10 protein-coding genes, 2 tRNA genes and 1 other RNA gene are annotated in these 12176 nt (G+C 47.4%); 8 read left to right on the top strand and 5 right to left on the bottom strand.

From position 1 onward, the window contains the following. Nucleotides 1-6 precede the first annotated feature (6 nt). Both ssrS and H8705_RS10550 read right to left on the bottom strand, forming a co-directional pair. Nucleotides 7-199: non-coding RNA, 6S RNA (gene ssrS, locus H8705_RS10555), on the bottom strand. A 7-nt stretch (nt 200-206) separates the two neighbouring features. Then, nucleotides 207-515, bottom strand: coding sequence for a DUF1292 domain-containing protein (locus H8705_RS10550; protein WP_262395742.1), 309 nt, complete (start codon nt 513-515; stop codon nt 207-209). Between the two features lie 1236 nt (nt 516-1751). Between H8705_RS10550 and H8705_RS10545 the strand changes: the two genes are divergently transcribed. After that, nucleotides 1752-2522, top strand: a complete 771-nt coding sequence (locus H8705_RS10545; protein WP_262395741.1) for a peptidylprolyl isomerase — start codon at nt 1752-1754, stop codon at nt 2520-2522. Nucleotides 2523-2610: 88 nt separating this feature from the next. Here H8705_RS10545 and H8705_RS10540 read toward each other — a convergent pair whose 3' ends face one another. After that, a complete protein-coding gene (locus tag H8705_RS10540) occupies nt 2611-4917 on the bottom strand; it encodes a hydratase (protein ID WP_262395740.1) in 2307 nt (768 codons plus the stop codon). Between the two features lie 227 nt (nt 4918-5144). On the opposite strand from H8705_RS10540, the gene H8705_RS10535 reads away from it, so the two are divergent. The 3 genes from H8705_RS10535 to H8705_RS10525 all read left to right on the top strand — a co-directional run bounded on the left by H8705_RS10535 (nt 5145) and on the right by H8705_RS10525 (nt 6353). Then, nucleotides 5145-6038, top strand: coding sequence for an LCP family protein (locus tag H8705_RS10535; RefSeq protein WP_262395739.1), 894 nt, complete (start codon nt 5145-5147; stop codon nt 6036-6038). A 139-nt stretch (nt 6039-6177) separates the two neighbouring features. Next, nucleotides 6178-6253 (top strand) — tRNA-Thr (locus H8705_RS10530). Between the two features lie 15 nt (nt 6254-6268). Further along, nucleotides 6269-6353, top strand: a tRNA-Tyr gene (locus H8705_RS10525). Nucleotides 6354-6532: 179 nt separating this feature from the next. Here H8705_RS10525 and H8705_RS10520 read toward each other — a convergent pair. Continuing rightward, a complete protein-coding gene (locus tag H8705_RS10520; protein ID WP_262395738.1) occupies nt 6533-7417 on the bottom strand; it encodes a helix-turn-helix domain-containing protein in 885 nt (294 codons plus the stop codon). 139 nt (nt 7418-7556) lie between these two features. On the opposite strand from H8705_RS10520, the gene H8705_RS10515 reads away from it, so the two are divergent. Together H8705_RS10515 and H8705_RS10510 are read left to right on the top strand one after the other, a co-directional pair. Next, the gene (locus tag H8705_RS10515) at nt 7557-8669 is read left to right on the top strand and encodes an ABC transporter ATP-binding protein (RefSeq protein WP_262395737.1); all 1113 of its coding nucleotides are present in this window, start codon (nt 7557-7559) and stop codon (nt 8667-8669) included. A 104-nt stretch (nt 8670-8773) separates the two neighbouring features. Further along, nucleotides 8774-9547, top strand: a complete 774-nt coding sequence (locus H8705_RS10510) for a DUF624 domain-containing protein (protein WP_262395736.1) — start codon at nt 8774-8776, stop codon at nt 9545-9547. Nucleotides 9548-9598: 51 nt separating this feature from the next. Here H8705_RS10510 and H8705_RS10505 read toward each other — a convergent pair whose 3' ends face one another. Beyond that, nucleotides 9599-10285, bottom strand: a complete 687-nt coding sequence (locus H8705_RS10505) for a QueT transporter family protein (RefSeq protein WP_262395735.1) — start codon at nt 10283-10285, stop codon at nt 9599-9601. A gap of 191 nt (nt 10286-10476) precedes the next feature. Here H8705_RS10505 and H8705_RS10500 point away from each other — a divergent pair, with 191 nt between their 5' ends. Further along, entirely contained in the window at nt 10477-11247 is a 771-nt protein-coding gene (locus H8705_RS10500) for a dihydroorotate dehydrogenase electron transfer subunit (protein ID WP_262395734.1), read from the top strand. Next, on the top strand, nt 11247-12158 hold the full coding sequence (locus H8705_RS10495; protein ID WP_262395732.1) for a dihydroorotate dehydrogenase: 912 nt from the start codon (nt 11247-11249) through the stop codon (nt 12156-12158). Before H8705_RS10500 ends, H8705_RS10495 begins: the two co-directional genes overlap by 1 nt. Nucleotides 12159-12176: the final 18 nt, after the last annotated feature.

Below are 12176 nucleotides of genomic sequence, written 5' to 3'. Positions count from 1 at the left end.
GGCGGAAAAAATCCCGCGGTGCCGATGTCCTGCTCGCTGCTAACCCCGTCCCAAGACAAGGTGGGTACGTCCTCTCCGTGGGTTCATGCTCCCTTCGTCCCAAAATGGGGAGGTCTGCAATCATAGCACGGAAGTCAGACTCCCGTTAAACAGTGTGTTGGATTATTTTAAGCAGGGCTGTCGGACACAGCAGGAAGTTTTACTGTTTATTCATCCTCTTCGTTAAAGTCGAAATCGTCTTCCAGGCGCTCCATAAAAATAGCGGCTACCTGATCAAACTCTTCCTCCTCCTGGATCGCTTCCAGATATTCCTCTCCGTCTTCGTCTTCCAATACTTTTAAGATAACCAGTTCCCCGTCGTCCTCGAGGGTTTCCTGGGGATCGTCATAGCTGGCGACCAAAGCCATATAGCGCTCCTCGCCCATCTCCAGGGTATCCACTACCTCAAACTCATGCTCCTGTCCGTCCTCATCGACCAGGGTAAGGATATCGTTTCCGTATTCGCTTTGGGCCATAATATTGTTCTCCTTTACTGCGGCGTTATGCCTTGTTATATGGATTTTTCTTTGTTATTCCTCTTTTATACAGATATATGATAGTGCAACTTTATTAAAATGTCAATTATTTTTCATAACTGTTAAAAATATATATAAAAAATGTGAATTGTTAAAAATTCCTATTGACAATATATAAATATTTGCATATAATAAGAGTACAAACAAGGAAGATGAACAATCAACCTGAAAAGGAAAGGCGGTGGTTCCCATGTACTCCGAACAGCACAGTTTCTCATTTACATTGAGGAACTGTACGCCGGCGAGTAGCCTGTAAGGGAAGCAAAACAGGGATAGGTAGCATTATAGTTTCTGTTTCGTCTGTGGTATATGCGAAGTTAGTAAGTTTAGTATCCATGAGATAAACGAAAATTTAGTTATTTGTAGTGACTCTAAGTTAATTTCCTTAGCAAGTAAATACTTTCGTTCAAAGAAGAAGTTCTTATGAAAGAAGAGGTTTATGAGAAAAGGTGAGTTAATCCCAGGCAAGACAAATAATCTATAATGCCGGATCTAAAATAGGCGGATTTATACCGCGGCTCCCAACAGGAAATTTTAAACGTGTACATTTCTATTTCGTTGACTGACGGAGGTATCTCTGTTAAGAACGAAAAATGTAAATGAGAACATAAAACAGCCTGTGCCTAGCCGGAAGTTTATATCCAAAGCAGTGTTGGTATCCCAAAGCAAACTGTATAAACTATGTATAGCGAATATCTTTTTAGTATATGATCCTATTTTGTATCACATGAGAAAAGAAATTCCATTCCGGTCAGGCAAAAAACTCTCATGTCTAAACAGTAGTGTAAACGTAAGACGCCGGATTGTAAAGAAAGTCCGGGTTTGCTGTGATAGTAACCGCGGCAGACAGGTACTGAAAGTATGTTCTATCGAAAATAAAAATCAGCTACTTCTCTTAATTGGACTGTTAAGTACTTCGATAGAATAAAAAAACGTTACTTTTAGATAGATGGAAAGAGTTAAATTAATGTAAAGGGATAGTCCAATGTAATACCAACAACAAATAAAATGAAACAGGCGGCAGCGGTTTAAAAAATCGCTGCCGCCTTGAATTTGTTTGTAAATTGTTAATTCTCTTGCGGATAGATTGATTTTACAGGAATTTGTGGTAAAATAGGGAGAGTCAAAGTTTGATTTTAATAATTTTATGTGAAATATATTTGGAGGTAAAATACTGTGAAAAAATTATTCGTACTTCTTTGTGCCGTTTTGGCCCTCTCCCTGCTATTGACCGCCTGCGGAGACAAACCCGAGGACGCCGCGCCCAGTGAAAGCGATGTCCCGGCGGCTTCCATTCCCACTGATCCGGAGGAGATCAAAGCCCACAATGAAGAGATTGATGAGGCTTCCATTAACTTGATCCAGTTTGATACTCCCGCTGCTGGAACCAAAGTTGCTACTATAAAAACCAGCGCCGGCGATATCAAAATCGCTCTGTATGATAAAGAAGCTCCCAAAGCGGTAGAAAACTGGATTGCTTTGGCGGAAAAAGGATACTACAACGGGTTGAAATTCTATGAGGTGATCCCAACCGTACGTATCAGCACCGGCGACCCGGAAAATTCCGGCAACGGCGGGGAAAGCAGTTTTGACAGCGGTAAATTTGCCGATGAATACAGCCTGAATTTGTGGCATTTTAACGGCGCGGTCGCTATGAACAATAACGGCGTTTCTGACGCCAACGACAGCAAGTTTTATATTATCCAGAACAATGGCATTTCTGAGGAACTGGGCCAGGAAATGATCGACGGCGGCTTCCCCACCAAGGTAATTGACAAGTATCTTGAGGTAGGCGGCGTTCCCAACTATGATTTCAAAGACACGGTTTTCGGCCAGGTGATCGAAGGAATGGATGTGGTGGAGCAGATCGCCTCCGCTGCAAGAGATGAACAGAATAAACCCAGTGAGGATATCACTATTGACAGTATCACTATAGAAACCCTGTAAAAAACAAATGGTAAAAAGCGGCGAGCATGTTATGCCCGCCGCTTTTTTATTGAAAACGGGCGCTTCCTGGCGAAGCGCCCGTTTCTGTTTAATGATTTTTATAGTAATTGATCAGGCAGCCGGAAAGGATAATCTCCCTTTCGTCGTCTGTAAGATCCCCTAATGTTACAATAAACGGCCGCACTTGATCTCCCACCAAGGCATACGCCTGGATTTTTTCTTTCTTTTCCTCAATCGCCTTGCGGATAAACGGCAGGAAAATCCAATCGTATTTTCCAAACACCGGCTCACCCTCAATCAAAAGAGGAAGCATCCCCCAGTTGATCAAGTTGGAGCGATAGCGTTTGGTTGCGTATTCTTTGGCAATATTTGCCCAGCCGCCCAATACCTTCTGACAGGAGGCAGCCTGTTCCCGGGCGGAACCATCCCCCGGTTTTACTGCATATACTAAGGAGCCGATCCCGATCTCTCCTTTTTTGGCTTCTTCCCTCACATTTTCGCTGCCGGGAATTGTTTTAATTAAAGAAACCAAATGATAAAGAGGTTCCTCGCTCAGAGGCAGGCCGCCGTCAAGACGCTTTTTCTCACAGTCATGGATCTTCTTGGCCGTCCCAACGTAATCCGGATCCTTTCTGGAGAGGGTAAATTCCGCCAGTTTAAACGGGTTGGAACGGTAAGAAGAGGTCTCCCCAGACGGAATGAGCTCGTCGGTCGTGGTTACCGGGTCGGTAATAAAGGACGCTACTCCCAGCAGCAGATGGTCTGTCAGCGGGGACATGGCCGGCCAATCGGCAATATTCGGTCCAAACTTCAGTTCATGGGAGGGATCTGGATTTCCCCAGCCATGGTATACCCGGTTTTCATAGACCTGGCCGTTAAAATAATATTTGGGTTTGGTAAAGTTACAATCAACGTCGGTAGCCGGGGTCAGCACTCCTTTGTTTAAGGCGGTGGCCGCGATGGAACGAGCATCCATCAAAGCAACCGAAGCAATCTGGCCGCTGCCTGGTTTGGAGCCCTCCCGGTTGGGGAAGTTTCTGGTACTGTGGCGGATACTCAAGCCCCCATTGGCCGGTACGTCCCCTGCGCCGAAGCATGGACCGCAGAAAGCGGAACGCACAGTAGCGCCTGCAGACATGAGTTTAGAAATCGCTCCGTTATCTACCAAACGGATAAAAATCGGCTGACTGGCTGGATAAACGCTTAACGCAAACTCATCCACCCCGATGGAATGGCCCGCTAAAATATCCGCCGCATCGCAGATATTGTCATAGGTGCCTCCGGCACATCCGGCAATGACGCCCTGATCCACCAGCAAGCGGCCGTCTTTGATCTTGTCACGGAGGGTAAAGCGGATATTGGGATTGTCGATTTGTTTTCTTCCCGTTTCTTCTACCAGCGCCAAAATATCCTCCAGATTGGCGTTGAGCTGGTCAATCTCATAGGCGTTGCTTGGATGGAAAGGCATAGCGATCATAGGTTTAATGGTGGACAGATCCACATAAACCACCCCGTCATAATAAGCTACTTGCCCTGGGGAGAGTTTTTTATACTGGTCCTTGCGCCCATGGATGGCATAGTAATCCTCTACCTGCTCATCGGTTGCCCAGATGGAGGACAAACAGGTGGTTTCGGTGGTCATTACATCGATCCCATTGCGGTATTCCACGCCAAGATTTTTAATTCCATCCCCGACAAATTCCATCACTTTATTTTTCACATAGCCCTTGGCGAACACTGCACCGATAATGGCGATAGCCACATCCTGGGGACCTACCCCTATCTGGGGCTTCCCGGTAAGATAAACCGCCACCACGCCCGGACGTTTTACGTCATAGGTTTTATCCAGCAGCTGTTTTACCAGCTCCGGTCCCCCTTCTCCAATGGCCATTGTTCCCAAGGCGCCGTAACGGGTATGGCTGTCAGAGCCCAGCAGCATTTTTCCGCAGCCGCTCATCATCTCCCGCATATACTGATGGAGAACCGCCTGATGAGCCGGCACATAAATCCCGCCGTACTTTTTGGCGGCGGAGAGGCCAAACATATGGTCATCTTCATTGATAGTGCCTCCTACGGCGCACAAGCTGTTGTGGCAGTTGGTGAGCACATAAGGCAGCGGGAATTTCTCCAGCCCGCTGGCGCGGGCCGTTTGGACAATTCCTACATAGGTGATATCGTGGGAAACCAGAGCGTCAAATTTAATCTTCAGGTTGTCCATGTCTTTTCCTGTGTTGTGGGCCTTTAAAATGGAATAGGCAATCGTATTTTTTGCCGCTTCTTCCTTGGAGGGAGCCTTCCCTATCAGGGAGCTTAATTTGGCCTGGGCGTTTTGGTCGTCGGCAATAAGCTCCCTTCCGTCTACCAGATAAGCCCCCGTATCATAAAGTTTTATCAAAATTTTTCTCTCCTTTATGGTAAACTGTCTTAAAATTTCACATAGTCAAAGTGTAGCACACACGGCCTTGTTATTCAATAATATCCTATGGTTTTTTCGTTGATATCGTGTAAACTTTCCAAAACAAATGGTATCGGTTGCAATCAAGTTTTTACTTTTCGGTATAGCCGGCGCCAAAACCTGTCAATGATAAGAGTATCTTATTCGTTTGACAAGGGGTAAAAACAATGGATGAAAAAAAAGACCGTTTTCGTTCTTTCGCTTTGGCTTTTGGACTAAGTTTTGTACTTTTATCGGTAATTATGATGCTGATTGTGCTGGTAGTGCAGCCGGTAATCAATCCCCAGGCGCAGCAAGAGCCTCAAACCCAGCCCCAGTCCGCCTGGCGGCCGCCGGCGGTAGATACGTTTACCTTGGCGGTAATGGGAAGCGCGGACAAAAGTGCCGCGCCGTTCAGCGTACTGCTGATCCGATTTAACCCGCAATATGGGCAGATTCCCTTAACCGTACTCCCCATGCAATCACAGGTCACCTTGCAGGCCGAAAAAACTACTCTGGCTCAAGTATATGAAAAAAGCGGCGGCAAAGGGGTGCGGGAGGCTTTGCAGGAAACCTTGGGAGTAAAGGTAGATCGATATGTCCGCCTGGAAAAAGCTCCCTTTCTTCGTATCGCCGAAAAGGTCGGTTCTGTGGTTTTTGAGGTTCCTTATGACATCTCTTATTCCAAAGACGGCTACGAGATTACTATTCCAGCGGGGGAGCGGCAGCTGGATGGGCAGGACGTGGCAAATATTTTGGGCTGGCCGGAGCTAACGTCCGACCCGGAAAAAAACAGTCAGCTCGCAGGGGAGTTAATTGCTGCGATAATTAATCAAAATAAATCCTGTGCTTCCCTGGACACCTCCCCTTCCCTATTCAAGTTTATCATCAATCTTATTGACACGGACATCAATTATTCTGATTACGAACAGCGGCAGAAATCCGCAAACTTCCTTGCCGGACTGGAAGCGGATGCGGCGGGAAATCTCCCTCTGTCCGGTTCTCTCTCTGAGGAGGACGGCAGTTTCCTTCTTTCGGAAAACTATTTAAGCATGCTGCGCCAGTATTTCGAAGCAATTTGAAAAAGAAGCCCCTGGACTTTTGCCCAGGGGCAAATTTCCCCGAAAATCGGGAAAATTTTATTTTTGCTCTGAAAATCTGTTGACAATAATGTACAGTTATGATAAACTAAAATTCGTCGCTATTGGGGATGGTGTGCGTGCTGGTGTAGCTCAGTTGGTAGAGCAGCTGATTTGTAATCAGCAGGTCGGGGGTTCGAGTCCGTCCACCAGCTCCATTAAAATATGAATATGGGAGGGTTCCCGAGTGGCCAAAGGGGGCAGACTGTAAATCTGTTGCTTTCAGCTTCGATGGTTCGAATCCATCTCCTCCCACCAAATAAAAACAGCCAGTCAAAAGACTGGCTGTTTTTATTTGGCGCCGCCTGCGGCGCGAGGCGTCTTTTTGTCCCCGGTGTACAATAAATAAACCCGCATTGCTAAAGGCTCTGCGGGTTTTTATTGTCAGATTTAAAGCCGAAATATAAAACTACGCTTTTCACAACCGCCATTTTTTGTTATACATGGTAAATTCCTTCCAGCTCTTTGAGTTTTTGTTCCTTTTCCCGGCTGGCCGACGGCGCAAAATGGCGGGCCCGGTATTCCCCGGGACTTTCTCCTGTATGCTGGCGAAAAACCCGGCAAAAATAGTTTGCCCCTGAATATCCCACCATACTGGCGATCATATCGATGCTGTAGTCCCGGTTTTGAAGCATTAGGCAGGCGTTTTCCATCTTTACCTGGACAAGATATTTCCCCGGGGACATCCCCGTAGCTTTTGTAAAGGTTCGGATAAGGTGAGGTTTCGTCACCTCCAGCATCTGGGCCAGTTCTTCCACCCCTGCCAAAAAGGCGTATTCCTCCCGGATAATACTGATCGCCTGCCGGACCAAAGGCGGGTATCCTCCTCCCTTCTTATTTTCGCACGCAGCCAGCGCCCCCATAAGAATTTCATACATCCGGGCGGACAGCAAGTAGGGCGACGCTATCTGGCCGGACTGGAGATCAAAACATAGTTTTCCCATCTTCTGATCGATCCCATTGTCCCCTTCCAAGGCCAGAACCGCTCCCGCCCTTTGGGATATCTGGTCGATCAGCTCCCCGCCCTGGGAGAGGACGAAACACAAATATTCCGTGTCCTCCAGCGGGTCCAGTACAAACAAAGACATGTCCGGCACCACAAGCAAGCTGTCCGGCAGGTAGGTGTGCCTGGATTCCAAATATTCCACATATCCGCTGCCGGACAGCAGATAAATAAGCCCGGGCAAAGTATCCGAAACCGGCACTGTGCGGCGAGACGCTTTCTCGAACACACACAAACAAGGGTACGCCCCCGAAAAATCACCCGGCGCGGGCATATCCGGCAAAAAACGCCCGTATTCCATCGCATCCGTACTAAACATCAATAATTCACCCTATATATCAATTTTTTACTATTGTGAATTAATAAGGTTCCTGCTAAAATAGTATTATCAGGTAACAATACTAATTATAACAGTATTTTATTCTTAAATCAATAAATTACTATTAGGAGGGCATTTCATGGCTAGCATTAGCTTAAAGAACATTTATAAGGTTTATTCTGGCGACGTTACCGCCGTTCATGATTTCAACCTTGAAATCGAAGATAAGGAGTTTATTATCCTTGTCGGACCTTCCGGCTGTGGTAAATCCACAACTCTGCGTATGATCGCAGGCCTGGAAGAAATCACCAAAGGCGAGCTGTATATCGGCGACAGACTGGTAAACGACGTGGCTCCTAAGGACAGGGATATCGCCATGGTATTCCAGAACTACGCGTTGTACCCCCATATGACCGTGTTTAAAAACATGGCGTTCGGCCTGCAGCTGCGCAAAACTCCTAAAGAGGAAATTAAGAAAAAAGTAGAAGAAGCGGCGAAAATCCTGGATATTGAACATCTTCTCAACCGTAAGCCGAAGGCGCTTTCCGGTGGTCAGAGACAGCGTGTGGCCCTGGGCCGTGCGATGGTTCGTAATCCAGCCGTATTCCTGTTGGACGAACCTCTGTCCAACTTGGACGCCAAACTGCGTACCCAGATGCGTTCCGAGATTACAAAGCTTCATAAACGTTTGGGAACTACCTTCGTATACGTAACCCATGACCAGACCGAAGCGATGACCATGGGCGACCGGATCGTTGTTATGAAAGACGGTTTCATCCAGCAGGTGGATACTCCGCAAAAATTGTATGATGAACCCAGCAATATGTTCGTAGCAGGATTTATCGGTTCTCCTCAGATGAACTTCCTGCCTGTTACTATCCAGAAAGACGGAGATCAGTTTGTAGCCAAGTTCGGCGACTCTTCCATCAAAATTCCGAAGACCAAGGCTCCGGAAGAAGTTCTTGCTCCCTATGTAGGAAAAGAAGTTATTCTGGGTATCCGTCCGGAAAACCTGCATGATGAAGAAGTTTACATGGGTATAGATACCAACAGCACCATTGAATGTACTGTTGACCTGGCAGAGCTGATGGGTTCTGAAATTTATCTGTACTTCACCACAAACGGCACAAAGATGATCGCCAGGGTTCCACCTCGCTCCAGCGCAAAAGACGGCGATACCATTAAAATTGCTATCGACGGAACTAAAATTCATCTGTTCGATAAAGAAACAGAAAAAACTATCTGCAACTGATTTTACCCATTATTTGGGGGCGGAGGATCTCCGCCCCCTTTATTTGATTTTTTTTGATTTTATGCTATACTATTATATATTTTTTATGGAACGAGGTCACGTAAATGGGCTTTTTCAAAGACCGGTATAGCCGGCCCGGCCCGGGAATTCCAAAGGATGCTCCAAAGAAAAAAGGACTTGCTTTGTATTTTGAAATTCTCTGGCGGGAACTGCTGGAACTGGTAAAACTCAACTTCTTATTTTTATTGTTTGCTCTGCCTATGATTATTATCGGCATTGTATTGGCGTTATCTGTCCCCCCTGGATTTAAACTGTTTTCTTTCTTTGTTCCCCTTATATTTTTAGGTCCTGTGGTAACCGCTATGGCAAAAATCACTTCAAAAATGGTGCGGGATACCAACCATTTTCTATGGTGGGATTTTTGGGGCTGCTTTAAAGCGGATTTTAAAAAAGGTCTGATCACCGGCCTAATCGTTTTTGGCGGCATGCTGCTGTCTGCTTCCGCTTTGGGGATATACTGGAAGATCCTTCAGGAAAACAAACTGCTGGTTGTTCCCTTCGCGATTGTGACTACCATCTTTTTTGTTTTGCTGCTCATGTCCTTGTATGTGTTCCCGATGGTTTCCACGATTGATCTGCCCATCAAATTGGTGTTTAAAAATTCTTTTATTCTGTCGTTTGTATGTCTGGGATATAATATTCTTGCTCTGCTGATTGTTGCGATAATCGCTGTTCTACTGTTGTTGTTTTTCCCCGTGACTACTTTTTTGGTGGTTCCTTTTTTCTTCTCTTGGGCCAACTTTACCACTACCTTTTGCGCTTTTCACGGGCTAAATAAATATGTGATCCAAGGAGAAGACACCTTAGAAAAAGAATAAAGAATAATAAATAAACCGGGGAACTTCTATTTTGAAGTTCCCCGGTTTGTTTTATCTTTCAGCAAAAATCTTCTTATCCAGTCCTTTTTTCTCCATGAAATATACCATCAAAAGCCCTATAACACAGCAGGAGGCGATCTGCCCTAAGGCCACCTGAGCGGCGTTGATAAGAAAAATAGGAAGAGGAAATCCTGCGCTGCCAACATAAGTAAGCTCCCCGCCGATGACCAGAGCGTTAACAATTACCGGCGGCAGACAGGATGCTATCGGAAGGCCGCAGAATCGGATTTTTCGCAGTTTCCAGCTTAAAACGGCGGCCACCAGGGTCGCGGCGGTGCCAAAAATGATATCCGGTATGCCAATAATATTGGCGCCGGTGGCCAAACCGATGGCGTTGGTTAAAGCACAGCCCAAGGTGACGCCGGTAACAGCGGTCGGACTAAATACCGTAAGCAGCGTCAGGGCTTCAGAGACCCGCACCTGGACCGGCCCAAAGCTCAGGGGCAAAAGCACCAGGCTCACTGCGGTGTAGGCAGCCGCGATCATCGCCGCGGTTACCATGCGTTTGGTGTTTGTTGTTTTCATATTCAGTTTTCCTTTCGTAGTAAGACCGATCATCTCGGCCCGCGCGCTGACAGCTTTGGATTTTGCCAGAGCGCTGTTTTGCCGGCGGGAAAATTTTTCCGCCGGCGGCCAGGAACTTGCGACTGGCCACTGAAAGAATAGATTTTTCAGCAAGTGCTATTCTAGTCCTTTTATATGAAAATTGCAAGCTTTGTTCAGCAAAATCTTACTGATTTGTGTTGGATTGAGCGTTGTAACCGTCACGGGGGTATAGTATAATAAGAAAAAGAGTGGAGCGCCTTTTTTGACAGGCTTTTTTCTAAATTGGGCGGTAACGCTTACTTCGAGCAAAGGATTGTGAAATTATGTCCTATATTCAGTCGCTTTTTCCCATCACGGCAAAAAAAGAACTGGCTCCTGGGATTTTTGATTATACGGTGTATTGTCCTCCCATCGCTTCCCAAGCGGCAGCCGGGCAGTTTGTCCACATTCGGGCGGACGGTTTTACCTTGCGCCGGCCGATTTCCTTGTGCCAAATTGACAGGCAGCGGCAAACCATCCGTTTGGTGTTTGAAGTGCGCGGCGGGGGAACGCAAGAGATGTCCCACCTTTCTGTGGGGGACAGCATGGATATTTTGGGTCCCTTGGGCAATGGGTTTCCCCTGCTTTCCCCTGAAAATAAGGTGATCGTTGTGGGCGGCGGAATCGGCGTGCCGCCCATGGTGGAGACAGCGGCCCATTATGGAAAAAACGCCACCGCCATTATCGGATTCCGAAATTCCCAGGCGGTAATTTTAAAAAGCGACTTTGAATCTTTGGGCTGCGACACCCGCCTTGCCACCGACGATGGTTCCGCCGGATATCATGGATTTGTCAGCGGGCTGTTAAAAGAACGCCTGGAACAGGGGCCGGCGGATTTGATCTGCGCCTGCGGTCCTATGCCTATGCTCAAATCAGTGGTTTCCATCGCTCAGCAAGCCAATGTACCGACAAAAGTTTCCTTGGAGGAGCGTATGGGCTGCGGGGTTGGCGCCTGTCTGGTGTGCGCCTGCCGTACGGTGCGGGACGGCAAAGAAATTTTTACCCATGTGTGCAAGGACGGCCCGGTATTTGATGGAGATGAGGTGGTGTTTTAATGGCGAAGCTTGGTGTAAATATCGCTGGGGTTTCCTTTAAAAATCCAGTAATCACGGCCTCTGGATGCTGTGGCTTCGGACGGGAATATGATAAAATGTACCCGATGGAGAAGTTGGGCGGTATCTCGCTTAAAGGAATGACTATCCGGGAACGGCAGGGCAATCCTCCTCCCCGGATCGCCGAGACGCCAAAAGGAATGCTTAATTCCGTAGGGCTTCAAAATCCGGGAGTAGAAGCGTTTTTACAAAACGATATGCCTTTCTTGGAAAAGCGGGACACGGTGCTGATCGCCAATGTGGCGGGGAGCACTTTGGAGGACTACTGCGCTATTGCCGAGCGGCTGGACAGCAGCAAAATCGACATGCTGGAAGTAAATATCTCCTGCCCCAATGTAAAAGAAGGGGGCGTAGCTTTTGGCACCAGCTGCGCTTCGGCGGGAAATGTGGTTTCCCATATGCGCAGATATACGACAAAACCTATGATGGTTAAGCTTTCCCCCAATGTAACAGATATCGTATCCATTGCCAAAGCAGTACAGGACGCGGGGGCCGACGCTGTTTCCCTTATCAATACCCTGCTGGGGATGCGTATTGATATCGCTACCCGCCGCCCCATACTCCATAACAATGTAGGGGGACTCTCCGGCCCGGCGGTCTTTCCGGTTGCGGTGCGTATGGTCTGGCAGGTGGCCAGCCAGGTGAGTATCCCGGTGGTGGGCATGGGGGGAATTGAGAAATGGCAGGACGCCGTTGAGATGATGATGGCAGGCGCCCGGGCGGTACAGATCGGCGCGGCTCTGTTTTACGACCCGTATGTTCCCCTAAAGGTAATCGAGGGAATAGACCAGTGGCTGGATCAGCAGGGCGTCCGCGATATCAATGAAATTGTCGGCACGGTAAAGCCCTGGTAATTGGCTTTGTCCGCTGAA

Source organism: Youxingia wuxianensis (assembly GCF_014385085.1).
Taxonomy (GTDB): Bacteria; Bacillota; Clostridia; order Oscillospirales; family Ruminococcaceae; genus Youxingia; species Youxingia wuxianensis.
This window is presented reverse-complemented; position numbering and strand designations above follow the sequence as displayed.